The sequence below is a fragment of the Limosilactobacillus panis DSM 6035 genome (genome assembly GCF_001435935.1).
GTDB classification, from domain to species: domain Bacteria; phylum Bacillota; class Bacilli; order Lactobacillales; family Lactobacillaceae; genus Limosilactobacillus; species Limosilactobacillus panis.
On the sequence record NZ_AZGM01000016.1, the window covers coordinates 14,021 to 40,038 of the forward strand.

The following is a 26,018-nucleotide window of genomic DNA, read 5'->3' on the forward strand; positions in this document are numbered from 1 at the left end:
GCGTAGCATTTACCTTCAAAATATAATTACGGTCAAAACAGATAAGGGGCTGGTGAAAGAATCGAAATCAGTTTATCAGCAAATATACGTTTTAAACAAAAAGCTTCACGCACCCGGAAGAATCCGCATGCATGAAGCCTTCATATTCAGCGAAGAGCTACAATCTCGCAACTTTTCGCTTTAATTTTACCTATTGATACTTTTCCACAGCCGCAACTAACTGTTCAAGTGATTGGCTACCAAAGATCACCGGTGAGTCATCAATCATTGTTGCTGGCACACTCATGATCTTCTTATTCTTCCGCAGTTCCGGGAAGTGTTGGAGGTCAATCATTGTCGCGGTAATGTTTGGATTCAGCGAAGCCATCCGTTGACAAGCCGCGACCACGTCTGGGCAGAAGTGGCAGGTCAAAGAAACCCCAATTCTGATGTTAGCAGCAGGTAGTTTCTTGATCCGATCCACCATTTCAGGTGCAATCGTCTGGCCCGGACCAGCCACGTTGTAGACCCCAAGAACCAGGGAGTTCAGTTCGTGACCGGTTGGAATCCCGACATAGTGCAAGCCGGTGTCGTTACCATCTGCGTCCAGGAGCTTCAACAGTGGCAGGCATTCACCGCTACCCTTCTTTGTCGTTACCGTGAAGTGGTCGTTGAGGCCGGCAAACTCGGTCACAAAGCTGACCAGCTGCTGGCTCAAATCACTGTCATTGGTGTTGACTTCCAGGGTGACATCCTTGGTCAGGCGGTCAAAGATTGGCTTCAGTTGACTGTCGATATCAGCACTCAGCCAGTTGCCTTCGTGCGGCGTTACCTTTTCCTGCTCTTCCAGGTTGGTGGTTTGACCAACTGTCTTAGCGGCCTTCTTGGCCACGTCAGCATGGATTGGAATCCCCTGCTTTTGCTTTTGGGTGGTGATGTATTGCTCCGCCGCCGTTGCTGCTACGGCCCCATCAGAAGCCGCCGTGATAATCTGGCGGAGATTCTTCACAATAACATCCCCAGCAGCATAAACCCCGGCAACGTTGGTTTCACCATTGGCATTGGCCTTGATGTAACCGCGGTCGTCCAAGTCAACGATGCCTTGCAGGTTCTTGGTGGCTGGCTGGGTCCCGACGTAGATAAAGATGCCAAAGGTATTGTCGCCTTCGTCAACGTGGTAGGTTGTCTCCCGACCCGTCTTGTTGTTGACCAGGGTGGCTTCCGTTACGTAGTCATCACCCTTGACTTCCTTGATCTCGGTATTGTATTCCACCGAGACCTTTGGGTTGTTCAAAGCCCGGGCCGCCATCAACGGTGGGCACTTGAAGTGGTCGCTGCGAACAAGGACGGTAACGTGCTTACCAAACCGGCTCAGGTAGTCGGCTTCTTCAGCAGCGGCGTAACCGCCACCGACAACGAAAATCTGCAGGCCGGTGAACAATTCACCGTCACAGGTCGAGCAGTATGCAACACCGCGTCCCCGGAATTCATCTTCACCGGGAAAGCCCACTTTGCGCGGCTTAGCACCGGTGGCAATAATCACGCTGCGGGCGTGGTACTTTTTGCCACTATTACCAACCAGGACCTTAATTTCGTCTTTCAGCTGGTACTTTTCAACCTGGTCGTGTTCGATGGTGACACCAAAATCAGCCACCTGCTTTTGCATCTGGTTCATTAGCTGGGTCCCGTCGACTTTTTCCACGGCGGGGTAGTTGTAAACCACGGAGGTTGTAGTGACCTGGCCGCCGACGGTATCGCCCTCAAGGACCAAGGTATCTAGGGTCGCCCGACCGGCGTACAGTCCGGCAGACAATCCTGCTGGCCCGGCCCCAACGATGATCAGGTCGTATAAGTGTTCATCTGCCATAACTAATCACCCATTTTCGGATTAAAGCTTACCAACAAGGTCTAAGCTTGGCTTGATGGAGTCTTGACCTGGCTTCCAGTTAGCTGGGCATACCCGGTCACCGTGTTCACGAACGAATTGAGCAGCTTGCAGGGTCCGCAGAATTTCGTCAGCGCTCCGGCCAATACCCATATTGTTGATCGTGTAGGATTGGATCTTGCCATCTGGGTCCACGATGAATACACCACGGTAAGCTTGGCCAGCATCTTCGTCTAAGACATCAAACATCCGGGCTAACTTACCAGCAGGGTCAGCAAGCATGTGGTACTTGATCTTACCAATCTTGTCAGATGCTTCAGCCCATGCTTTGTGGACAAATTCAGTATCTTCAGAAACGGAGTAGATCTCAGCGTTAGCCTTCTTGAAGTCTTCGTACTTGTCTTGCAAAGCCTCCAATTCGGTTGGGCAAACAAATGAGAAGTCAGCTGGGTAGAAGAAGAAGATGGCCCACTTGCCAAGAACATCCTTCTTAGTAACTTCCTTTGTTTCACCGTCTTGGTATGCATTTACCTTGAAGTCTTCAATTTCGTGTCCAACAAAATTCATAGATATCCTCTCCTTAAATTAGAATCATTCTTAACTACACTTATAAGTATAACCAACTTGTGGAATTAATCAAGGCCTTTTTAGAATTATTCTAAAAAATTATAGACAAAAAGCAGGCGTGGTGTTCCATTAACACCCGCCTGCTTTAACTAACTTTAATTGAGGAACTACCGCCCAGGTATGGCTAACGGTAGTTCTCCTTTTTCTACCAGCTAGCCTTACGGACACCCGGAATCTGTCCCTTATGGGCAAGGTTCCGGAAATTAATCCGGGACATGCCAAACTTACGCATGTATGCATGTGGTCGACCATCATACCGGTCACGATTGTGCAGCCGCACCGCACTTGAATTGCGTGGCAGCTTGGATAAGGCAATGTAGTCACCCTTGGCCTTCAACGCCTTCCGCTTAGCTGCATACTTCTTAACTAACGCTTCTTGGTGGTGTAATTTAGCAATTTTTGACTTTTTTGCCATATAAGTTGCTTTCGCTCCTTTTATTTAGAAATTACTTTATGTAACAAACAACTAACATTAAACATCTGCGAATTCATTCATTACCGATTATCTGACATTCATTGACCAAAAGCAACTAAAAGGGCTTACTTCAACTTTTCCTGGGCAAATTGGCGATATTCATCCGCGTAATTATATTTTTTATTGTAACGGGCGAGCAGGTCCTGGTCATGAGTGTAAGCTAAGCCAGTCTTCATCATCAACTGGTATAACTCGGCATACGGGATGGCATCCGTTTTTGCCCGGTCACTTTCGACCGTCCGGTCATAGGCAACATGACGGAAACTTGTCTCGGCCATCCCCCGGTCGTCAATCTCTAGAATCAAATAGTGGGCGCGCAGGTCTCTTTGTAAAGGCTGCCAGTGGTTAAAGGGTTCCCCGACCGCCCCCGGATTGAGGATAATTCGTTCATCATTTGAGTAACGGAGCAACTCGTGGTGAACATGGGCATAAATTGCCACGTCGACTGGCTGGTCAGTTTTGACCTGGAAAAGCTTGTCAAAATTACTAGTCGACTGGGTGGGAAAGAGGGCCTGGCCCATGTTTAAATTGGGCAAGTTATGAGAAATACCAAAATTCAGTGGCCCCACTTGCTTGGTAACGTGCATTGGCCAGTTGGCAATACTGTCAATCACCTGGACAGACGCGTGCCGCGCCACATATTGAGCGAGGCGGGCAAAATAGACGTGGGAAGGTTTGTCCAGGTCCATCAATCCCCGGGCACCACGGACCACCAAGTCATCCCAATTTCCCCGGACAACAACCGCTGGGTTCATCTTTTCAAAGAGCTTCCACACCCGGGTAACACTAGGGCCCGGCATCAAGAGGTCACCAATAAACCAATACTGGTCAACACCCTGTTTTAAGCTATCTTGATACATCGCCTGCAAGGCACTTAGGTTACCGTGGACATCCGAAAAAACGGCAATTCTTGTTTTCAAACCGTGATTCCTCCTTTTTATTCCTATTAATAGTATATTACCTTTTTACCCCGATTTTCATTAGCAATTTTCGTCGTAAAGGTGCTAAACTGGTTGAGTGAATTATCGTTTTGAAAGGAAGGATACCTTGTCATCGTCTAGTCCAACTATCTCAACTAAAACCCGCCGCTTAATCACCGCCATCCTCCTCTTATCAGCCTTTGTCAGCCTAGCCAGCCAGACAATGATGATTACGGCACTGCCGGTAATTGAACATGAGTTACACGTTTCCTTAAATGCTGTGCAGTGGCTAACGACTGGCTATACCCTTATCATTGGGATCGTTACCCCGCTGTCTTCTAATATGTACGAAAAATTTACTAATCGCCAGGTCTTCTTATGGACAATCGGTGCATTTATCGTTGGTACCACCATCGGTTGCCTGGCTACCAATTTCTATTCTTTATTATTAGCCCGGTTAATGCAAGCCGCCGCTAGTGGGATGCTGATGTCGTTTCAAATGACAACGATGATCTCCATCTACCCCATTAAGCAGCGCGGGGCAATTCTTGGCCTTTCTAGCCTGGTTATCTCAACTGCCCCAGCAATTGGCCCGACCCTCTCAGGGTTCTTATTACAAGTTCTCTCCTGGCGTTGGCTTTTCATTGCCGTCTTACCATTTATGGTCGTCATCTTCATTATTGGTTATTTTAAGCTTCAAAACTTCTCGGCAACCAGGGATATCAAGATTGACTACCTATCTGTCCTCATTTCCCTCGTTGGTTCAGCCCTGGCCCTCGGTAGTCTAACGGTTTTTGAAATCAACGTTTGGATTGGCTGGGCAATGCTGGCCTGCGGACTGGTCATTATTGCCTTTTTCGTCAAGCGCCAGCTCCATTTGGCAAACCCAATGCTAAAGGTGCAGATCTTCAGGTACCCGTCCTTTCGCTTGATGACCTTTGTCGGGATCTTCGCCTTCATGATCCTTCTCGGAACTGAACAGCTAATACCGATCTTCAGTGAAAATGTTCTGGGGATGGGGAGTTTCAAGTCCGGTTTAATCCTCCTCCCGGGCGCCATTTGTAATGGGGTAGCGGCCTCCTTTATCGGCCGCCTCTACGACGAATATGGTCCCAAGTGGTTGATCATCACTGGTGGGGTCTTGATGCTCGTTGCCTCTTATCCCTTCGTTACCATTTCTTCGCATTCGTCAATCCTGGTCTTAACGCTGGCCTACACTGTCCGGATGATTGGCAACGCCTTTGTCTTTAGTCCGGCCTTATCAGAAGCGTTCTCTGGTCTTTCTCAATTAGAGAATAGCCACGGGACTGCCCTTAATAACACGCTTCGCCAGGTTTCCGGAGCTGTTTCAGTAACGATGCTGGTTGTCATCGCGGGGATTCCGACTAACCTAATCGACGGGATCCGTCTCTCAATGTGGATCACCGTCCTCCTGGTTGTCTTAATGATGTTTACCTTTGCTCACTATCTAAAAATTAGTAAACGGCGCTAATTCCTGTTACAATAACTAATTGTTAACTTCAAAAGGAGATGAAAAATGGGAACAAGTAGTGATGACCAGTACCCCCAGGGCCGGCACCGCACCTTTTACACTCTCTGGCTAGGAGCCTTCATTACCGGGGCTGGCTACTCAATGACCATGCCCTTTATTTCGTTGTTTATCAACGAACTTGGTAACTTCAGTCACTTTCAGTTGAACATCTTCTCCGGGCTAGCATTTGGGGCCACCTTCGTCAGCCAGGCAATTGTCTCACCTCTGTGGGGCAACTTGGCGGACCGGAAAGGGCGGAAATTAATGTGCATGCGGGCGGCCGGGGTGATGGCCTGTACAATTTTCTGTATTGGCCTGGCACAAAATGTCTGGATGATCATTGCCCTCCGTTTCCTCCAGGGGGCCTTTTCCGGGTACATCAATAACGCAACCGCACTGATGGCCGGTGAAACCCCGCGGTCCCACTCTGGCTGGGTAATGACGGCGATGACCACGGCAGGGGTAGCTGGCAACCTGGTGGGGCCCCTCCTCGGGGGTGTTCTTTCGGGAGCGTTTGGTTACCGAATCCCGTTCTTTATCACCGGTATCTTGATGTTCCTCAACTTCTTGGGGACGACCTTTTTAACGACGGAACATTTTACCCCAATCAAGAAAGAGAAGATGAAGCCCCTTGGCCAGATCTTTCAGGAACTGGACAACCCAGCAACCATCATCACAATGTTTTTCACGACGATGGTAGTCATTTCATCATCAATGTCCATTACGCCAATCATCAGTCTGTACGTTAAGTCTCTGATGCATAACCAAGGAAACGTGGCCCTAGTTGCGGGAATCGTGGCTGCGACCCCGGGACTGGGGACACTGGTCTCTGCTTCAAAGGTTGGCCATACGATGGATAAGATTGGTCCTAAGGTTGTTTTGCGAACCGGACTGGCGGTTGCCTTTGTCCTATTTATCCCGATGACCTTCACCCATTCTCCATGGTCACTGGCCTTCTGGCGGTTCCTCCTGGGCCTGGCCAATGCCGCTTTGACCCCGGCCATCCAAACGGTCCTAACTTTAGATATACCGACTGAAGCCTTTGGACGGATTTTCAGTCTCAACCAGTCCTTCCAGGCAGCCGGTGCTGTTCTTGGGTCTATAATTGGTTCGGTAATTTCTGGACTGTTTGACTACCCGATGGTTTTTGCCGTTACCGGACTAACACTTCTAGTCAACTTCATTGTTGTCATGTTCGTCATGCAAAAGCGGCGAGAATCATAATCTAACAAAAAAGAAGCCGAATCTTCGGCTTCTTTTTTTAGTTAATAGCCAATTGATAGGTCTTGTGCGTCTTAACACTGCAGGCCTGACCAATTGATGGTTGATTTAGGCAAGTTAGCTGAGCATAGACTAAAGGCGTCATCACTGCCCCATCAAAATGAAGATGTTGCAGTGCCCATACCATTGCCGGAGTCATTGCGCAACCAATTACCTGGACTTGAGAAAAATGGTGCGCCAAGGCAACGCTGACAATTGTATCATAACGGGCCATCGCAGGGCTTAATTCTAACAGACATGGTGTTGAAAATCCTGCGATCTCTTGCAATGCGATCTCTTGCAAAAGGTGGTAACATTGCCGCTTACTGGCAATGCCAATCACAAGCAGCGGGACGCCCGCGGCCAACAGGTGACGAATTAAAGGACCACAGAATTGCCCGCCAATCATCACTGGCACCTGAACCCAGACATTATCACCGAGAAGAGTCAGCTGCTCTGCCTGTCGACAAACACCCGCGATTGTCTGGGCATCCGTGGGGATAATTACCCGGTTACTAACATTAATACTTTCTGACCGCCTTAAGCGGGAAAGTGCCTCCTCCCCCGCTACGCTCAACCTAAACCCATTGTTAGGGTTTTGCTGAGCACGCCAAGAGAGTTCGTTTGGCGCCACCTGGTCAATAAATATACCAATTGAAGCTAGCGTGGTCACAAATATCTTCCTTTCAGCATTACATTAACTAGACCAATTGCTAAATTCAGGTTATATAATGCACCATTTTGCTTAAATAGTCAAGACTTTTCATTAACTTTAGCCAGCATACCAATTGAGCTTATCGAATCCTAATTAGTGCTCCGAATATCAATAATTCAACGTCCAGTAAAATCATTATAATAACCTGATCACTGAACAAAGAAAAAGGGGCTGTGACATAAGTACTTTTACCAAGTTCAAATACGAACAGCGCGGTACGCAAATGGGCTCCAGTGTCCGGTATAACCGAACTCTGGAGCCCTATTTGCGCTCGCGGGGGCGTGAAAACGAAGTCATAAATGACTTCTGTCACGCTCCCTTTATTAATTATGGAGCAGGACAATCATTTAACTTTTTGGTCAACAGCCGTTTTTTCAGGATAAAAAAAGTTATAAATCGTCAACACGAGGTAGGCCAGCAGGACCCAGCGCGCCATTATGTAGGCCAAAAGAATCAGAATGAAGTTAATAACTAAAACAATCACAAGCCGGCGACCGAGCCGCATTGAGAACATCTTCGGGCTTCCCTCAACCTCATTGAAAAATTCCTCCCAAGCGGTGGCAGAAATGATAAGCTTCATCAGGTTGGCAATGAAGTAGGCAATTCCATAGTCAAAGACGGCTAACCCGGTTGGCTCCAACATCATCCACTTCGTCAGCATTGGGATCACCGAAAGCGCTGCGAGGAAAACAAAGTCGGTGATGATCATCTTCTTAGTGACACGGTTAAGAACCAAAAGCATCCGGTTAAGGTCATACCAGAAGTTAGCCACCACAAAGAAACTTACCAAAAAGATAAAAATCGAACCCATAAAATTTCGGTAGGAAACGCCAGCTTGGTTCGGGAGCGGTACTTCCAGGACCATCACGGTTAAAATGATGGCAATAACCCCATCGTTTAGATTATCAAGGTGTTCTTTAAATTCCGTAGCGCCCTTTTGCTTCATTCTGATGAGGCGTTGCTGAATCTGTTTACGCGAAGCTATTTTGTTATTTTCGTTTTTTCTCACTTTTAAATCACCAGAGGCTATTTTAACCAATTTTGGCTGGAATAAAAAGTGGCTAGTTCAACAGTATAAAATGTTATTGCTTAGATTTCTGTCCTCGCTACCTGAGTATATAGACAATCTACCTTATTTTAGTTTTAAACCAAAAAGAACCCCTGCCTAAGCAAGGGTTCTTTTACTGCAATTAGATTACTTTTCTTCGTCGCGACGCTTTTCAGCAATCCGCGTAGCCTTACCAGTACGTGCCCGCAGGTAGTACAGCTTAGCACGACGTACACGACCATGACGTAGAACGTCAATCTTAGCAACCCGTGGTGAGTGAACTGGGAAAGTCCGTTCCACACCGACACCGTTACTGATCTTCCGAACGGTGTAAGTAGCGCTGATACCAGCACCGTGGCGCTTGATAACAACCCCTTCGAACATCTGGATACGTTCGTGGGAACCTTCCACGATCCGGGCGTGAACACGAACAGTGTCCCCAGCACGGAAGTCTGGAATATCATCACGTAATTGACTTGCCGTAATCTTTTCGATTAACTTATTTTGACGCATAAAATTTCTTTCCTTTCGCCGACATTCATGTCCTCAAGCGGGCAGCGGAATACCGTTATTCACAGCTAAACAGCCAATAACTACTATACATGCTTTCCCTGCGACTTTCAAGGGTTAATCCCGATGTTCCTGGTTAATTATCGAATGGCGCAGCCCGTAGGCAAAGTAAATCACCAGGCCGACCACAAACCAGCCAACCATCAGGATCTTTGCGTCCCGATTCAGTCCCCAGAAAATCACCGCTGAAAAGAGGGCCGAAATCGTCGGTAACACCGGGTACCAGGGCATCTTAAACTGCGCGTCCGGCAGGTCCTTCCCTTCCCGGGGGCGCAGGGCGTAAATTCCCAGCGAGACGAAAATGAAAGCCACCAGGGTCCCCGCCGAGACCAACGTTGCCAGGAAGGTAAACGGAAAAACTGACCCCAGGATCATCGCCAAAAAGGTAATCACCCATAGGGCATGGTTGGGCACGTGGCGACCATCCACCACACCTAAGGTCTTCGGCAACAACCCGTCCCGGCCAAAGGCGTAAATCAGTCGTGACGACGCCAGCAAAATCGCAATCAAAGCCGAGAAGATGCCGACAATTGCCACGATTGACAACAAGTTGGCCGTCAGGTAGTGACCGGACTGACGGAGGGCCCAAGCGGCCGGCTCCGCGTTGTTGGCGTAGCGGGAGTACTTAAACATCCCCACCAGCACGAGAGATACGGCAATAAAGAAACCGGTTCCCAGTACCAGGGTCCCAATCAGCCCCCTAGGCATCGTCTTCTGCGGGTTCTTCGTCTCCGCCGTATTGGCCGCAATTGCGTCAAAGCCCACGTAGGCGATAAATATCTGGGCGGTCCCAGCAATGATTCCATGCCAGCCACCAAAGCTCGTGCCCGGCTTATGCGGTGGGATAAAGGGGACGTAGTTTTTCGTCTGGATTGCCGTCATCCCGACAACCACAAACATGATAATCACCAGGAGTTTGATGGAAACGATGAAGTTCTCGATCCGGCTCACCTGGTGAACCCCCCGTGAGATTAGGATGCCGACCACCAGAATGGCCAGGGCCGCCAGGATGTCAACGTACGACCCCTTCGCTGGGTTAAAACCCCCGGTCAAAGCCACCGGTAGTTTAATCTCTAGACTGGCTAAGAAGCCTTGCATATAGGCCGACCAGCCTGAGGCAACAAACGCCACCGAGATTAAGTACTCCGCCAAAAGCGCCCAGCCAGCTACCCAGCCAAAGAATTCGCCGAAGAGGACGTTGATCCATGAAAAGGCCGACCCGGCAAAGGGCAAGACCGAGGACATTTCAGCGTAGGCCAAGGCTGACAAGCCCGCACCAATCGCCGCCACGATGAAGGCCAACGGCACGGCCGGTCCGGTGTGCTCGGCGGCAACGATCCCTGGCAAAGTGAAGATGGCGGTCCCAACCACCATCCCTGTTCCCAGGCCAATTAGGTCAATCGTCCGCAGACTCGGCGTAAGCTTAGCATCCTTTTGCTGGTAGACACCCGGGTTCTGTTTCCAAAATAGTCGTTCAATTAGCTTTCTCATCGCTACCACCATTAGTCAGGAACGTCCGGGTTCTCGTCCAGCTTGATATCCTGGAGCATCAGCTGCTGTTTTCGGCTCAACTTCGCTGACTTGAGGAGGTCCGGCCGGCGGTGGAGGGTCCGCCGCAGGGACTCCTTCATCCGCCATTCCTTAATTTTCTGGTGGTTGCCAGAGGTGAGGACTTCGGGGACCTTCATCCCCCGGAAGTCAGCTGGTCGGGTGTATTGGGGGTACTCCAAAAGACCATTAGAGAAGGAATCACCCATCGGTGAGGACATGTTACCTAAGACCCCGGGAACGAAGCGGACCGTAGCGTCAATCATTACCATCGCCGCCAGCTCGCCCCCAGTCAGGACATAGTCACCGAGGGAGGCCTCATCGGTCACCAGCTGGCGAATTCGTTCGTCGTAACCCTCGTAGTGACCGCAGATAAAGGTCAGGTGCTCTTCCTGTGACAGCTCCTGGGCGTACTCCTGGTCAAAGCGCCGACCAGCTGGATCCATCAAGATAACCCGGCCCTTAGGGTACTTACCCGCGTTCTCCTTATCGATTGCCGCCATGGCGTCAAAGATTGGCTGCGGCTGGAGGAGCATCCCGGCACCCCCACCAAACGGGGCATCGTCAACGTGATTATGTTTATCCGTTGTGTAGTCCCGGAAGTCCGTCACCTTAATATCCAGGAAGCCACTTTCCTGGGCCTTACCAATGATTGACTCGCCCAGGGTAGCCTGGAACATATCCGGGAACAGGCTCAAAATATCAATTTTCATTATTCCAACCCCTCCATCAATTCAACCAGGACCTGGTGATTCTCAAGGTCAACCTTCTTAACCACGTCGTCAATCACTGGCAAGAGGAGGTCCGCCTTGTCCGGCCGGTCCACAACCCAAACGTCATTGGCTCCCGGCGCCATGATTTCCTTAATCGTACCCAGCTCTTCACCTTCCAGGGTCTTTACGGTCAGACCGATGATTTGCCGGTAATAGTACTGGCCGTCTTCCAAGGGCTGCTGGTCCTTTTCAGTGACCATTAACTCATGGTCCCGAAAGTTCAGAACATCGTTGATGTTGTCATATCCCGCAAACTTAACTAAAAGGAAGCCCTTATGCTGACGGGCCCTCTCAACGGTTAATTCCAGCGGTTCCTCCTTCATGTCCAGGTAGAGCCGGTGACCCGCCGCGAACCGTTCCTTCACGAAGTCGGTGGTTGGCATGACCCGGACCTCACCGCGGATGCCGTGGGTATTGACGATTTTTCCAACATTAAAGAAATTCAATTTTTGCCTCCTTATCGTACAAAGTGCAGAAAAGCTGAAAGAGGCTGGAGAAAACACAAGGTTTTTCCCCAGCCTCTTTTTATTAGTGACGATGATCATTAATCAGTAACCGGACTTTTTTAGAGTTAGAACGCCGAAAACGGGCCCCCTCAACAACGGTACGTAACGCCGCCGCAACATGTCCCTGCCGACCAATCAGCCGACCGACATCCCCCGGGTCAACATCAACAATGTACTGATGATAACGGCCACTATCGTCTTGGGTAATGGATAGGGCATCCGGACGGTTTAAAAGTGGGGTTACTAAACTACGAATCAGCGCCTCTATATCTGTCTCAGTCATGATAACTCATCACTACTTCTTTGCGTACTTAGCTTCGTGGTACTTCTTCATAACGCCAGCCTTTTGAAGCATGTTACGAACAGTGTCGGATGGTTGGGCACCCTTTTGAAGCCAATCCATAACAGCGTCTTCATCAAACTTGACTTCCTTAGGAGTAGTCAATGGGTTGTAAGTACCTAAAGCAGTAATGAAACGACCGTCACGTGGTGAACGTGAGTCGGCAACAACGATCCGGTAGAATGGACGCTTCTTAGAACCCATACGCTTTAAACGAATTTTAACAGACATTTTTGCACCTCCATGAATTCTTTTAACAGGTAATAATATACCAGTCTTAGAAGAGAATGTAAAGTAGTTTTTCTTGACAGTCTAAATTATTTTCTCTTCTTGCGGAGCTTGCGCAGTTTCTTGATCTGCTTGGCCTTGTCCTTCTTCATCTTCCGCGCCATCCGGTTCATTGCCATCTGGCCCATCTTACCACCAGGCATCTGGCCACCAAACATATTCTGCATACCACTCATATTGCCATTCGTGACCTGCTTCATCATCTTCTTCATCTGGTTAAACTGCTTGATCATCCGGTTAACTTCCACAATTGGCCGCCCCGCACCAGCAGCTAACCGCCGGCGCCGGCTGGGGTTCATCAAATCAGGGTTCTCCCGCTCTTCAGGCGTCATTGAGAGAATAATTGCCTTGATGTGGGCAAACTGCTTTGGATCAATATTAATATTCTTCAATGCGGGGTTGTTCGCCATTCCCGGCATCATCTTAATAATATTTTCAATCGGCCCCATCTTGGTTACCTGGTCTAATTGAGCGAGGAAGTCATTGTAGTCAAAGGTATTTTCCCGCATCTTATCCATGGTTTCCTGGGCCTGCTCTTCGTCAAAGTTCTTCTGGGCCTTTTCAATCAGGGTCATCATGTCCCCCATGCCCAGGATCCGCGAAGCCATTCGGTCAGGGTGGAAGACGTCCAGGTCTTCCATCTTTTCCCCTTCACCGACGAACTTAATTGGCTTCCCAGTGACCGCCCGGATTGACATGGCAGCCCCACCACGGGTGTCCCCATCTAACTTGGTCAGGACAACCCCGGTGATATCGAGCTTATCGTCAAATCCTTCGGCGGTGTTGACTGCATTTTGCCCGGTCATCGAGTCGATTACCAGGAGAATTTCGTTCGGGTTGACCAGCTTCTTGATGTTGGCCAATTCGTCCATCAGCTGTTCATCAATCTGCAGGCGCCCGGCCGTATCGATGATCACGTAGTCATTATGGTTCTTCTTGGCAACTTCCATCCCCTCGCGGACAATCTCCACGGGGTCAACGTCCGTCCCCTTCTCAAAGACCGGCACGTCGATCTTCGATGCCACCTGTTGCAGCTGGGTGATGGCGGCTGGCCGATAGACGTCGGCCGCGATGAACAGTGGCCGGGCGTGGTCCTCGTTCTTTAGGCGCAGGGCTAACTTCCCCGCGGTGGTCGTTTTACCGGCCCCTTGGAGTCCGACCATCATAATAACGGTTGGGATATGCTTGGCCTTGTTTAGGGGAACGGCTTCTTCCCCCATCAGCTTAGTCAATTCCTCGTTAACAATCTTGACGATTTGCTGGGCAGGGTTCAACCCCTTCAGTACTTCGGCTCCAGCAGCTTTTTCCCGGACTATCTTTACAAAGTTCTTGACGACCTTAAAGTTAACGTCGGCTTCCAGGAGGGCGAGGCGAATTTCCCGCATCGTTTCCCGGAGGTCCGCTTCCGTGACCTTAGGTTTGCGCCGTAGTTTTTCCATAGCCTTTTGCAGGCGCTCAGTTAATCCTTCAAATGCCATTGTTTATTCTTCCTCCAAACTTTCCAAATGGCCAACCAAGTTGTTCAGCTTGGTATCGTCTGGGTAGTGGGTACGAACGTAATTTTGAATCTCGTCCGCCTGCTTGTTGCGCGCCTGAAACTCGGCGTAAAGGTGCAATTTGGCTTCGTAGTCTTCCAAAATGTTCTCTGTCCGCTTGATATTATCATAAACCGCCTGGCGACTCACGTGAAAGTTCTCGGCAATCTCGCCGAGAGAATAATCATCCCCATAATAGAGCTCCAAGTAGTCGTTTTGCTTCTTGGTCAAGAGCGGCTGGTAAAACTCAAAGAGGGAGTTGATCCGGTAGTTCTTTTCAATTTCCATCGCGGTATCTCCCTAGTCGACTTCAACCAGGCCCTTGAAGAGGCCGTAAACAAAGTCACTGGCGTTAAACTTCTGCAAGTCATCGACCTTTTCACCAAGGCCCACGTACTTGACGGGCAGGTGGAGTTCGTTCCGGATTGCCAGGACAATCCCCCCACGAGCCGTCCCGTCGAGCTTGGTCAGGACAATTCCCGTGACGTCGGTACTCTGCTTGAAGAGTTTAGCCTGGTTGAGGGCGTTTTGCCCCGTCGTGGCGTCTAAGACCAGCAGGACTTCATGGGGCGCGTCCGGAATCTCCCGGGTCAGAATCCGCTTCATCTTGGCCAGCTCGTTCATCAGGTTGACCTTGTTCTGCAGCCGACCAGCCGTATCAACGAAGAGGATGTTATAGTCCTCCTTCTTCGCCTTTTGGACTGCATCGAAAACAACCGCCGCCGGGTCGCCGTTCTCTGGTCCGGTGACAATGTCGATACCGTCCCGCTTAGCCCAGACATCCAGCTGTTCCGTAGCTCCGGCCCGAAATGTGTCGGCGGCCGCCAGCAGGACCTTCTTACCCTGCTTTTTGAAGAGAGCCGCCATCTTCCCGATGGTGGTCGTTTTGCCGGCCCCGTTGACGCCGACAAACATAATCACGGTTGGGCCTTCCTTAGCCATCTGCAGGTCTGGGTTTTCGTCCTTCCCGGCCTCGTCGTAGAGATCGACCATCTTTTCGATGATGACGTTAGAAACGTCCTGCTTGCTCTTGGCGTTCTCCAGCTTAACCTCTTCGCGGAGCTCGTCGCTGAGCTTCATCGCCATGTCGTAACCGACATCGGATTCAATCAGCATGTCCTCCAGGTCGTCAAAGAAATCTTCATCGACGTGGCGGAAGTTAGCCAAGAAACGGTTCAGCCGGGCACCAAAACCGGTCCGTGACTTCTCCAATCCCTTGTCATACTTTTTCTCTGTCCTGTCTTCCGTATCCGCTGCCGGGGCCTCACTTGCCGCCGGTTCGGGCGTTGTCGGTTGAGTTGGTGCAACGCTGGCCGGTGCCGGCTCGGTAGTACTTGTCGATGCCGGAGTGGTTGGGGCCGCACTGGCAGATTTTGGCTCGGTTACGCTCGTCGATGCTGGGGCAGTCGACTGGACACTGGTAGATACCGGTTCAGTAGGCGCAGTCTCGCTAGCAGACACTGGTTCTTCACGCGGTGCGGTTGGGGCCGCACTCACTGCTGGTTCCGGTGTCGTTGGTTCGGCACTGCGGGCCTTAGTTGGCTGTGGCTGCTCACTAGCCACACTGCTTGGCGCGGTCGTCGACTGGGTCGATTCTGGAGCTGTTGTTGGCTCAGTGGGTGCTGAAGTGGTTTGTGTTGTTTGGGCCGCTGATTCCTCTTCGGCAGGCGTCGGTTGCGTTTCCGCAGGTGCCGGCGTCGTTGGTTGGGCCGCCTCGCTAGTGGGGCTCGTTGGCTGGGCACTAGCCGCTGATACTGGTGTGGTTGGGGCGCTAGTGGCCGCTGATTCTTCCTGTTTTTTCTTTTTATGACGGCGGAAAATATCAAATAATCCCATGACTATTCCTCCTTGTTTTCTTCATTCAAATTTTCAACGACATCAACGGAGACCATTTTGGAGACCCCGGATTCCTGCATGGTGACCCCATATAAAACGTTAGCCCCCATCATTGTTCCCTTTCGGTGGGTAATAACGATGAACTGTGGCCCTGTCTTGCCGAAGCGGTTGAGATAGTTGGCAAAGCGCTGCACATTGACCTCATCAAGTGCCGCTTCCGGTTCATCCAGGATGGCAAACGGCACCGGCCGAACCTTCAAAATTGCAAACAAGAGGGTGATTGCGGTCAGGGCCCGTTCCCCACCGGAAAGCAAGTTCATGTGTTGGTTCTTCTTGCCTGGTGGCTGGGCCATAATGTCGACCCCCGTGTTCAAGAGATCGTGATGGTCGGTCAAGACCAGCTTGGCCTGGCCGCCCGCAAAGATCTGCTGGAAGGTCTCATTAAAGGCCGCCGAGACCTTTTTAAAAGTTTCGGTAAAGCGCTGCTCGACCTGGCCGTCCATCTCGGCCATCGTTTGTTGGAGTTGGTCGCGAGACTCCAGGAGGTCGGTCTGCTGCCCTTTCAGGAAATCATACCGCTCCTTAACCCGGTCATACTCTTCAATTGAACTGACATTGACTTCGCCCAGTTCGGCAATTCCCCGCCGTAAAAGCTTCAAGCGGATTGCCAGCTGAGAATCGCTGATCTCCTTGTCAACCTTTTGGCGGGCCGCGTCAATTGTCATTGAATAGTTATCGTTCAGGCGGTTAAGCAGCTGGTCAATCTTGCCCTCACTGCGAACCCGTCGTTCGTTTAAGTCATTTAAGTCATCCTTGGCCGCCCGCTCGAGTTCTTGGAGACGCTGGTGGTCATTTTCGGCCGCCGCCACCTGGTCCTCGACCTGGCTGACCTGCCGGTTTAAGTCCTTTAGCTGGGCCTGGTGGGCCATTAGCTTCTTCTTAGCCATTGCCAGGGCCGCCGCCGTAGACTCCGTAGTATCATCTGCCGATTGGAGTTCCCGGGCGAGCTGGTCGCGTTGGTTGCGGAGCTGTTCAGCCGCTGCGTTCAGTTCGGCCAGCTGGTGGTCAAAATTCTGCTTTTGCCGGTCATACTGCTGACTGCGTTCCTTGGCCACCGCGAGCCACTGTCTGAGCTGGTGAATCCGCTCGCTCTGGCTATCGGCGTCTGTCTGAAGAGCCCGAATCTGCTGGTTAACCTCTTGGGTATCCGCTTGGACCTGGGCCAACTGCTGGTCAGTGGTCTTCTGGGCTGCCTGGTTATCGGCCAAGGCGGACTGGAAGTCCTGGTGTTGGTCATCTTGGAGGGCAAACTGACGCTTCAAGGTGCTAATCTGACTTTCAATTTCCGCCCGTTGGTCTTCTAAGATTCTGGATTGCCCCTGGGCATCTTGTAGTTGACCCTGGTAACTGTGCAGCTTCTCCTGGAGGGCGGTTACCTGGGCCTGCCACCGCTGGTGGGAGGCCTGTAAAGCCGCCACCCGCTTTTCTAATTGTTTAGCCTGGTCCTGCTGGCGCTTCAAGAGGGCATCTAGTTTCTTACCCGATTGCCTCTGACTCAGCAGACCGTGTTGGTGGTGGCGGTTCGCTCCACCGGTCATTGCCCCGCTAGCGTTGATTAGCTGGCCATCCAGGGTGACTACCCGTAACTGATGGTGACCAGCCCGGGCCACCGCCGTAGCATGGTCAAGGTTATCCACGATGACCGTGTTGGCTAAGAGGTGATTAACGATGATCTGGTAGCGGTTTTCGTACTTGATCAGGTCGGTTGCCCGGCCAATGTAGCCTGGCAAGTTAACCACCGTCGGGTTGACCATCACCGGCTGCCGAGAGCTCAGAGTATTCAACGGCAGGATGGTCACCCGGCCAGCCCGCTTGTTAATCAAGTAGTGGATGATTTGCTTTCCCATTGTCTGACTGTCAACCACCAGCTGCTGGAGCTGGCCGCCAAGGACGGTTTCAATCGCCGTCGTCAGCTTGGCCGGCACCTCAACCAGCTCACTGACCGCCCCGGCAAGGCCTGGGAACTGCTGGCGGTTTTTCAGAACCGCCTGGACGCCCCGGTAGTAGCCGGCATACTCTTCCTCCATTGCCCGGAAGTTCCTGATCTGGGATTCGGTCGAATGGGCATCTCCGAGGGCCTGGTACCACTGCCGCTGGGTCTCCTGATATTGGTTCGTCAGGTCGGCTAATTTCTGCTGGGTATCAGCTAGTTTTGCCTGGCAGTCCTTAACTTTGGCCGTCAATTGGTCAATTTTGTCCTGGGCCAACTGTCCCCGCTTTTCCAGTGCCGCGTGCTTCTCCTGTCTAGTGGCCAGGTCAGCATTGCTCTGCTTTTCCTGGCTCAAACGCTGCTGGTGACCCTGCTTCAGGAAGTTTTCCTGGTTGTGGAGAGTCGTCTGCTTCTGGAGGAGGTTAATCTGCTGGTCGCGCAAGTGATTAAGGCGGCCCTGGAGCTTAGCAATCTGCTCCTGGCCAGTCAGTCGTTCGGCATCCGCCAGGTCCGTCTGGTGGCTTTCCATAGCCGCCTGGTGGCTGGCTTCTTGCTTCTTGAGGTCTGCTAGCTGGTCCTGGATTGAACTAGCAGCAACCTTATTCTTGGCTAGCTGGTCCTGGAGGCGGTCGCGCTCACGTTGCTGCTGTTGATGCTTGACTGTGGAGACCGACTGCTTGCTATTGTAGCCGGCAATCAGCTCGGTCTGCCGAAGAATTGCCTGCTGGAGGCGGTCCTTCTCGTTCAAAAGGTCCGCCCGCTGCTTCTTCAGTTTCGTCAGCTTACTGGCGGCCACTTTGGCCTGGTCTTGGTACTGATTGGCCAACCGTTTCGCCTGGGCAACCTTGCCCGTCGTGGCCGTCAGTTGCTCGTGCACGCGATCATAGCTGCGGACCAGCTGGGTGCGGTCAAACAGGTCCAGCTGCTTTTTCTGCTCAAGATAATCCTTCGCCAGGGCACTCTGGTCAGCAAGGGGCTCCAACTGACTATTTAGCTCGCTGATAATGTCATTGACCCGGTTAAGGTTATCCATCGTAGCGGACAGCCGCTTTTCGGCAGTTTCCTTATTTTTCCGGTACTTGGCAACTCCGGCGACCGCCTCGATGATGGCCCGCCTGTCAGCTGGTTTCCCGTTGAAGACCGCTTCGATTCGGCCCTGGGAGATGATGGAAAATGACTCCCGACCCAGACCCGAATCAATAAAGAGGTCGACAATATCTTTTAAGCGGACCTTTTGCCCGTTAATCAGGTACTCACTGTCTCCATTACGGTAAAGCTTCCGGGTAATTGTCAGCTCGGTAAAGTTACTGGCCAGGTAGTGGTCGCTGTTATCAAAGGTAATGGAAACCAGAGCCCGATTCAGCGGAGCCCGGTCAGTCGAACCGTTGAAAATCACGTCGGCCATCTTATCCCCACGAAGATGGCGGGCCGACTGTTCACCCATCACCCAGCGAATGGCTTCGATGATATTGCTCTTTCCACTACCGTTGGGGCCAACAATCCCCGTCATTCCTTCTTCAAATTTAATCGTGGTTTTGTGCGCAAATGATTTAAAACCATCTAAAGTTAACGACAATAATTGCATGCTTATCTTCTCTCAACGTTACTTCGTAGTGCGGAGCTTTACCAACGCCTTCTTCGCCGCCTGCATCTCTGCCTGCTTCTTCGAGGACCCGCGCCCTTCAGCAATGACCTTGCCATCTGCTGAAACATTAACGTGGAACTGTGGATCGTTTTCCGTCCCCTGTTCATCCAGGAGGTGGTATTCAATCAAGACATCCCCATCGCGTTGTAGGAATTCCTGGAGACTGGTTTTGGCATCAACGGCATGGTCAAACCAACCCATGTCAAGCTTTGGAAAGATCACCCGGTGAACAAACTTCTCCACGGCTGGCCGCCCCTGGTCAAGGTAGAGGGCACCAACGAATGATTCAAAGATGTCACAGAGAAGGCCCGGACGCTGACGAGCACCTGCCATCTCCTCCCCGTGCCCCAAACGGATATACTGGTCAAAGTGGCACTCCTTGGCAAATTTAGAGAAGCTATCTTCGCAGACCATCGCCGCCCGCAGACGGGTCAGCTTTCCCTGGGGTAGTTGGGGGTAACGCTTATAGATGTATTCAGAGACAATTAATTCCAACACGGCATCGCCAAGAAATTCGATCCGTTCGTAAAACTTCAGGTGCTGGTTGGGGTGTTCATTAACGTAGGAAGCCTGGGTAAAGGCTTCTGCTAATAAACTCGGGTCAGCAAAGTGAATATCAAATTCCTTGGCCAAGTAATCTTGCAGTTCGTTAATCATAAACCTATTCCTTTCTTATCTTTCATTAAAATATTGATTCTTTCCTATTATACTAGACAAGTCTTTTCCTGCGCAGCCTTTTTCTAAAAGAAGCTGGGGAAAAAACACTAGAAACGCGCTTTTCCCCCGCAATTACTGCCTAATATTCAAGAATCGAAAGGAGGGTGGGAAAACTGTAACTTTCCCACCCTCTTTGGTGCTTAATCAGCTGTGTGCTGGTCGATGTAATCAACCACTTCACCAATGGTACTCAGCTTTTCGGCTTCGTCATCGGCAATCTCAGCGTTAAATGTATCTTCAAGTTCGAGAACGAATTCAACAAAGTCAATTGAGTCGGCGTCCAAATCCGTCTTGAGGTTCAAATCATCCGTAATTTTGGCCCGGTCGATATCAAAATGATCGGCCACGATTTCAGAAACCTTATTAAAAATTTGGGTACGATTATTATCATTTTCAGTCATGGTAAATAACCTCTCTTTATTAAGTACGCTCCTATTTTATTCGTTTTTGCCCTGCTTGTCTACTACGGAAGCTTGACTAAAGAATTCTACCGTCTTTTCAATAACTCCTGAAGTGAGCATCTTCCTAATCTGTCCAATGGTATTCTTAACCGCCTTAGCATCCGAAGCACCGTGCGTTTTTACAACTGGCGCCTTTAAGCCAAGTAAAACGGCTCCTCCGTAAGTGGAGACGTCCATCTTCTTACCAATCTGGTAAAAGACCGGCTTTAAGAAGAGGTAACCTAACTTAGCCCGAAGACCACCATTCAATATTCCACTCTTAATCAAGGTTAGTAACATTCTAGCGGTTCCTTCGGTCGCCTTCAAAGCAGCATTGGCTGTCCAGCCATCACTGACGACAACGTCAGCTTTTCCGTATAGGAGGTCGCCGGACTCAATATTACCAACGAAATTTAACCCCTCTTCGGCATTTAAATCCTGCCAAACCGCCTTATGGAGTTTATCACCCTTATCTTCTTCGGCCCCGTTATTTAAGAGCGCTACCCGTGGATTCTTAACCTTCAGAACGTTTTCGGCATAAAATTTACCCAGATAACCATATTGAACAAGGTTGCGCTCCTTGCTTTCGGCGTTTGCCCCACTATCTAAGTAAACAAAGCTATGGCGGTCAGCACCCGGCTTAGTAATTGGCAGAATACTAGTTAGTCCGGGACGGTCAATTCCCTTAATTCGGCCAACAATAAAAATTCCAGCGGCCAAAACCGCCCCCGTATTCCCGGCAGAGAAAAAGGCATCTGCTTGCCCATCCTTCACCGCGCGGGCCGCCCGGACAATGGAGGAGTCCTTCTTTTTCCGAATCGCCCGAACTGGTTCTTCACCCATTGAAATCTCCTCAGTGGTGGCTTTAATGGTCAACCGGTCATTGTTCTTAATCAAAGGCTTTACCTTAGCAGGGTCACCAAACAGGTCGAATTCAAGATCCGGATATTGGTCCCGTGCTTGTTCTACTCCTTCAATAATTGCTTGGGGAGCATTATCGCCACCCATTGCATCAACAGCAATTTTCATTTTATTTCCTCCTTGTTTAGTCAAAGTGTGTTTGAAGCTGGTGGCGTTGTAAGTACAGCACCAGCGGTTGATTATCATCTTGCTCATCCCAGTGCGGCGTCATTAATAAGTTAGCTGCGTCCTGACGGGCAATCTGAAGGATCTTCAGGTCCCCCACCGGGTCACCAACCTTAAAGTCGGGAACCCCCGACTGCTTGTTCCCCAGGACATCCCCAGAGCCCCGAAGTTCCAGGTCTCGCTGAGCAACCTTGAATCCATCCGTAGTTTCCACCATTGTCTTCATCCGGGCCTTTCCCTCGTCGGTTTTCGGGTCCGCCAGCAAAAGGCAGTAACTCTGCCGGTCACCACGACCAACCCGCCCCCGTAGTTGGTGGAGCTGGGCGAGACCGAAGCGGTCAGCGTTATAGATCATCATGACAGTAGCGTTCGGGTTATCGACCCCGACCTCGATTACTGTGGTAGAGACCAGGACCTGGAGCTTGCCGTCCTTGAACTGGTGCATGATGTTTTCCTTCTCCTCACCGGTCATCCGGCCGTGGAGAAGGCCTACTTGGTATTGGGGGGCGAAGTACTTGGCCATCTCCTGATAAAGGTCAGTGGCGTTTTGAACATCGAGGGCCGCCGATTCCTCAATCAAGGGGCTGACGATGTAGGCCTGGGCGCCATCAGCAAGCTGGGCCTCTAAGAAATGAAGGGCCTCACTCTGTTGGCTAATCTTGAGCCAACGGGTTTCAACTGGTTTCCGGCCAGCGGGCATCTCATCAATTATGGAAACGTCCATTTCACCGTAAGCCGTAATGGCCAGGGTCCGCGGAATCGGGGTGGCGGTCATCGCGAGAACGTCCGGGTTATTCCCCTTCTCCCGTAATTGCTGCCGCTGGTTAACCCCGAAGCGGTGCTGTTCATCAGTCACAACCAGGCCGAGGTTAGCGTACTCCACATTATCCTGAATCAGGGCATGAGTCCCGATAATGAGGTTAATTGACCCATCCTTGATTGCCGTGGCCAGCTGGTGATGCTGCTTGGCCGTCAAGGACCCGGTCAAAAGGCCAACGTGAACATGGGTCCCTTCAAAGACCTTCGATAGCTTTTCAGCGTGCTGGGCCGCCAGAATTTCCGTGGGGGCCATTAATGCGGCCTGGTAACCAGCACTAATGGTGGCGTATATGGCGATGGCCGCCACGATTGTTTTCCCGGAGCCAACGTCCCCCTGGAGGAGGCGGTTCATTTGGTAGGGCTCCCGTAAATCGCGGCAGATCTCGTTGACCACCCTTTTCTGGGCCCCTGTCAACTCGAAACCAATCCCGGCAATAAATTCCTTCAATTCGTCATTATGATAGAGAATCCGGTTCCCGTTCCTTTGTCGACGAGCCCGCCGCAGTGCCTGGAGGCGGAGCTGGAAGAGAAAGAACTCCTCGTAAGTTGCCGTCCGCCGCGCCGCCTTTGCCTTTCCCGCGTCTTTTGGAAAGTGGAGGTCATGGATCATCTGTTGGCGATCCAGCAGGCGGTAGCGCTGGCGAAGGGGCGTCGGAATCAGAGTAGGGATAACCGACCAGTAGTCGTCATAGGCCTGGCGAATCAAGCCCCGCAACGTCACCTGACGAATATGCTTATTAACCGGGTACACCGCCCCGGAGGACTTCTTCTTTTCGTCCGCCGCGGTCAGCAGCTTATTGGCCGTAACCTGGCGCCGGCGGGCATCCCACTTGCCCATCACCGTCACCTGTTCGTTTAGCTGGGCCTTCTTTGCCAGGTAGGCCTGGTTGAAGAAGGTTGCCATGATAACTTGCTGGCCGACTTGAATACGGAGACTGAGCCGGCTGCGACGGTACCCGTACCGAGTTAGGAGAGGCTCTGACACTATGGTCCCCTGGACCGTGACTTTCTGTCGATCCTTGACGGTTGCCAGGTCGACCGGAGTCACATCGTCGTAGCGACTGGGGTAATAGGTTAACAGGTCGCCGACAGTATCAATTCCCAGAGTAGCCAGGTCGGCAACCCGCTTGGGGCCGACCCCTTTTAAGTTTGCAACCGAATCCTGCAGGCTTTTCATCAATATCCCCCCTCGTTACAGAAAAGGGATGTGACAAAATGCCGACATCCCTTCGAAAATTTAATTTACAAATCCCGTTAATTATTCAACCGAGATCAGGTATGGGTAGACTGGTTGACCACCTTCGTAGATCTGGATATCGAGTTCGTCATCGACGTCTTCAACCGCTTCCTTGATTGCTTCAGCAGTTTTTTTATCGCCATCTTCACCATAGAGAATCGTGACAATTTCACTGTCCTCATCCAGCATCTTCTTGACCATTCCGATCGCGGTCGTCTTCATGTCTGGATTGGTGATTACAATCTTACCGTCGACGATTCCTAAGTAGTCGTTTTTCTTGATGTTTTGACCGTCAATCGTCGTGTCACGGACCGCGTGGGTCACCTCACCACTAGCAACCGTTGCCAGGTTGGCCTCCATGTTCCGCTGGTTGTCATCCAGGGAGTCTTCAGTGTTATAAGCCAACAGGGCTGACATCGCCTGGGCAATCGTCTTAGTGTGGACAACTTTGGTTGGGATATCAGCAACTTCTGCTGCTTGCTCTGCCGTCATGAAGATATTCCCGTTGTCTGGCAGGACCAGGGCCTTCTTGGCACCACTGTTGTTGATGGCATCAACAATGTCCTGGGTACTTGGGTTCATCGTCTGGCCCCCACTAATAATGTGGGTGACACCGAGACTCTTCAAGAGCTTAATAATCCCGTCACCGGAAGCAACAGCAATCAGGGCCGTATCGACAGTCTCTTCCTCCGCTTCCTTTGCCCCTTCAACGGGTGTTGGCTCCTGCTGGTCTTCTTCGCCATCGTGTTCCATGATCTCTTCTTGTTGCCAAACCATGTTGTGAATTTCAATGGTCTGAAGGTCACCGAACTCCTGTCCCCAACTGAGGACTTGTCCCGGGTGCTCCGTGTGAACATGGACCCGGACCACCTGATCATCATTTAATACCAAGAGGCTGTCGCCCAGCTTAGCCAGATAATTGTAAAAGGTATCGTAGTCGAACTTCTTCGTAACCTGCTTTCCCTTACCAAGACGGACCAGCATCTGGGTGCAGTAAGTGTACTTGATATCGGCCGGGTCGAGCTTACCCTGAACACTCTGGTGGTCCATGGCGTTGACCATTTCGTCGACTTCGGCCTTGTCCGGCTTGTATTCGGCACTCTTTTCAATTTTCTTACCACTCAACGATTCGTCAAAGGCTTCGAGGACGTAAACCAGTCCCTGACCACCGGAGTCAACCACGCCGACTTCCTTTAAAACCGGCAGAAGGTCAGGGGTCTTGGCGAGGGCCTTTTCACTCGCCGCGAAGATTGCGGCAATAATTTCAACCAGGTCGTCAGTCTCCTTGACCTTGTTCAACCCCGCCTGGGCGGATTCACGGACAACCGTCAGAATGGTCCCTTCCGTTGGCTTCATGACAGCCTTATAGGCGACCTTAGCCCCATTAGCGTACGCGTTAACAAAGTCCTGGGCATTCAGGGTGTCCTTACCAGCCGCAGCCTTGGCAAAGCCCCGAAAAATCTGGGATAGGATAACCCCAGAATTTCCCCGGGCCCCCATCAAAAGGCCCTTAGCAAGGGCGGCACTCAGGTCACCAACCTTGGTACTGGATTCCTCACGTTCATACTTAGCACCACTGGACATCGATGAAGCCATGTTCGTCCCGGTATCACCATCAGGAACGGGAAACACGTTTAGGGAATTAATGAAATCTGCCTTACTATTTAACTTGTCAGCGGCAGCTTGTACCATCTTGCCGAATTCAAGATTTGTAATTTCTGTTACAGCCAATTAAAAATTCCTCCCGTGGTCTAATTAGTCTTCTTCAATTGAGCGGACGCCCTGAACGCAAACATTAACCGCGTCCGCTGTAATGCCGAGCATTGATTCTAGGTTGTACTTAACCTTGGACTGAACGCTCTTTGATACTTCGGAGATCTTCGTCCCGTAGCTAACAATGATGTTAACTTCAACTGTAATCCCATTGTCTTGTTGCCGAACTACGACCCCCTTATTGAAGTTTTCCCGCCGCAGGATCTGGTTAACCCCATCACGGACCGGGTTACGGCTTGCCATTCCAACAACACCGTAATTATCAGTAGCAGCACCACCGACAACCGTAGAAATCACATCGTTGTCGATGTCGATTGTTCCTGCCTTCGTCTTAATTTTTACTGCCATCTTCATGGCCTCCCTGCTCGTTTAATGTTCTTTTTTCTATCTAAATTTAGCTAACACCATCATAGCATAGCACAGTGTTAATAAAAAGTGACCCCTTCGTACTATAGTTAACGGGGTTGATCTTTTT

24 protein-coding genes are annotated in these 26,018 nt (G+C 50.9%); 2 read left to right on the forward strand and 22 right to left on the reverse strand.

Translation table 11 applies throughout. The features are described from left to right. Window positions 1–190 precede the first annotated feature (190 nt). The 4 genes from FD32_RS00830 to FD32_RS00845 form a co-directional block, all read right to left on the reverse strand. Entirely contained in the window at window positions 191–1,846 is a 1,656-nt protein-coding gene (locus tag FD32_RS00830; protein WP_047768567.1) for an FAD-dependent oxidoreductase, read from the reverse strand. Window positions 1,847–1,867: 21 nt separating this feature from the next. Continuing rightward, window positions 1,868–2,431: an alkyl hydroperoxide reductase subunit C gene (gene ahpC / locus FD32_RS00835; RefSeq protein WP_047768565.1), complete on the reverse strand. Its 564-nt coding sequence runs from the start codon at window positions 2,429–2,431 to the stop codon at window positions 1,868–1,870. A 205-nt stretch (window positions 2,432–2,636) separates the two neighbouring features. After that, window positions 2,637–2,906: a 30S ribosomal protein S14 gene (gene rpsN, locus FD32_RS00840; RefSeq protein WP_047768563.1), complete on the reverse strand. Its 270-nt coding sequence runs from the start codon at window positions 2,904–2,906 to the stop codon at window positions 2,637–2,639. A gap of 125 nt (window positions 2,907–3,031) precedes the next feature. Next, the gene (locus tag FD32_RS00845; RefSeq protein WP_047768561.1) at window positions 3,032–3,886 is read right to left on the reverse strand and encodes a metallophosphoesterase family protein; all 855 of its coding nucleotides are present in this window, start codon (window positions 3,884–3,886) and stop codon (window positions 3,032–3,034) included. Window positions 3,887–4,013: 127 nt separating this feature from the next. Here FD32_RS00845 and FD32_RS00850 point away from each other — a divergent pair, with 127 nt between their 5' ends. Then, complete coding sequence (locus tag FD32_RS00850) at window positions 4,014–5,378, forward strand: MFS transporter (protein WP_047768558.1); 1,365 nt, start codon at window positions 4,014–4,016, stop codon at window positions 5,376–5,378. 45 nt (window positions 5,379–5,423) lie between these two features. Further along, window positions 5,424–6,641 (forward strand): MFS transporter, encoded by a 1,218-nt coding sequence (locus tag FD32_RS00855; protein WP_047768556.1) that lies wholly within the window; start codon window positions 5,424–5,426, stop codon window positions 6,639–6,641. A gap of 37 nt (window positions 6,642–6,678) precedes the next feature. On the opposite strand, the gene FD32_RS00860 is transcribed toward FD32_RS00855, so the two are convergent. From FD32_RS00860 to FD32_RS00945, 18 genes are all read right to left on the reverse strand, one after another. Further along, on the reverse strand, window positions 6,679–7,350 hold the full coding sequence (locus FD32_RS00860; protein ID WP_047768554.1) for a beta/alpha barrel domain-containing protein: 672 nt from the start codon (window positions 7,348–7,350) through the stop codon (window positions 6,679–6,681). Between the two features lie 385 nt (window positions 7,351–7,735). Beyond that, the gene (locus tag FD32_RS00865; RefSeq protein WP_235803732.1) at window positions 7,736–8,401 is read right to left on the reverse strand and encodes a TMEM175 family protein; all 666 of its coding nucleotides are present in this window, start codon (window positions 8,399–8,401) and stop codon (window positions 7,736–7,738) included. 186 nt (window positions 8,402–8,587) lie between these two features. Continuing rightward, window positions 8,588–8,953, reverse strand: a complete 366-nt coding sequence (gene rplS, locus FD32_RS00870; RefSeq protein ID WP_047768552.1) for a 50S ribosomal protein L19 — start codon at window positions 8,951–8,953, stop codon at window positions 8,588–8,590. Between the two features lie 114 nt (window positions 8,954–9,067). After that, on the reverse strand, window positions 9,068–10,501 hold the full coding sequence (locus tag FD32_RS00875; RefSeq protein WP_056962084.1) for an APC family permease: 1,434 nt from the start codon (window positions 10,499–10,501) through the stop codon (window positions 9,068–9,070). Window positions 10,502–10,512: 11 nt separating this feature from the next. Then, window positions 10,513–11,271 carry a tRNA (guanosine(37)-N1)-methyltransferase TrmD gene (trmD, locus tag FD32_RS00880; protein WP_047770345.1) on the reverse strand — a complete coding sequence of 253 codons (759 nt, stop codon included), beginning with the start codon at window positions 11,269–11,271 and terminating at the stop codon, window positions 10,513–10,515. After that, window positions 11,271–11,777 (reverse strand): ribosome maturation factor RimM, encoded by a 507-nt coding sequence (gene rimM / locus FD32_RS00885; protein WP_047770347.1) that lies wholly within the window; start codon window positions 11,775–11,777, stop codon window positions 11,271–11,273. The genes trmD and rimM overlap by 1 nt, the downstream gene beginning before the upstream one ends. An 82-nt stretch (window positions 11,778–11,859) precedes the next feature. Next, a complete protein-coding gene (locus FD32_RS00890; RefSeq protein WP_047770349.1) occupies window positions 11,860–12,120 on the reverse strand; it encodes a KH domain-containing protein in 261 nt (86 codons plus the stop codon). Between the two features lie 12 nt (window positions 12,121–12,132). Next, complete coding sequence (rpsP, locus tag FD32_RS00895; protein WP_047770352.1) at window positions 12,133–12,408, reverse strand: 30S ribosomal protein S16; 276 nt, start codon at window positions 12,406–12,408, stop codon at window positions 12,133–12,135. A gap of 86 nt (window positions 12,409–12,494) precedes the next feature. Continuing rightward, window positions 12,495–13,943 (reverse strand): signal recognition particle protein, encoded by a 1,449-nt coding sequence (gene ffh / locus FD32_RS00900; protein ID WP_047770354.1) that lies wholly within the window; start codon window positions 13,941–13,943, stop codon window positions 12,495–12,497. A 3-nt stretch (window positions 13,944–13,946) separates the two neighbouring features. Further along, entirely contained in the window at window positions 13,947–14,288 is a 342-nt protein-coding gene (locus FD32_RS00905; protein ID WP_047770356.1) for a putative DNA-binding protein, read from the reverse strand. Window positions 14,289–14,300: 12 nt separating this feature from the next. Then, window positions 14,301–15,836, reverse strand: coding sequence for a signal recognition particle-docking protein FtsY (gene ftsY / locus FD32_RS00910; protein ID WP_056962085.1), 1,536 nt, complete (start codon window positions 15,834–15,836; stop codon window positions 14,301–14,303). Window positions 15,837–15,838: 2 nt separating this feature from the next. Beyond that, window positions 15,839–19,411, reverse strand: coding sequence for a chromosome segregation protein SMC (gene smc, locus FD32_RS00915; protein ID WP_047768943.1), 3,573 nt, complete (start codon window positions 19,409–19,411; stop codon window positions 15,839–15,841). 18 nt (window positions 19,412–19,429) lie between these two features. Then, window positions 19,430–20,128: a ribonuclease III gene (gene rnc / locus FD32_RS00920; RefSeq protein ID WP_047768941.1), complete on the reverse strand. Its 699-nt coding sequence runs from the start codon at window positions 20,126–20,128 to the stop codon at window positions 19,430–19,432. Window positions 20,129–20,328: 200 nt separating this feature from the next. Further along, window positions 20,329–20,589: an acyl carrier protein gene (acpP, locus tag FD32_RS00925; RefSeq protein ID WP_047768939.1), complete on the reverse strand. Its 261-nt coding sequence runs from the start codon at window positions 20,587–20,589 to the stop codon at window positions 20,329–20,331. 36 nt (window positions 20,590–20,625) lie between these two features. Further along, on the reverse strand, window positions 20,626–21,657 hold the full coding sequence (gene plsX / locus FD32_RS00930; protein ID WP_047768937.1) for a phosphate acyltransferase PlsX: 1,032 nt from the start codon (window positions 21,655–21,657) through the stop codon (window positions 20,626–20,628). Window positions 21,658–21,673: 16 nt separating this feature from the next. Continuing rightward, window positions 21,674–23,710 carry an ATP-dependent DNA helicase RecG gene (recG, locus tag FD32_RS00935; RefSeq protein WP_047768935.1) on the reverse strand — a complete coding sequence of 679 codons (2,037 nt, stop codon included), beginning with the start codon at window positions 23,708–23,710 and terminating at the stop codon, window positions 21,674–21,676. An 81-nt stretch (window positions 23,711–23,791) separates the two neighbouring features. Then, the gene (locus FD32_RS00940) at window positions 23,792–25,501 is read right to left on the reverse strand and encodes a DAK2 domain-containing protein (protein WP_047768933.1); all 1,710 of its coding nucleotides are present in this window, start codon (window positions 25,499–25,501) and stop codon (window positions 23,792–23,794) included. Window positions 25,502–25,525: 24 nt separating this feature from the next. Beyond that, complete coding sequence (locus tag FD32_RS00945) at window positions 25,526–25,891, reverse strand: Asp23/Gls24 family envelope stress response protein (protein WP_047768931.1); 366 nt, start codon at window positions 25,889–25,891, stop codon at window positions 25,526–25,528. Window positions 25,892–26,018 lie beyond the last annotated feature (127 nt).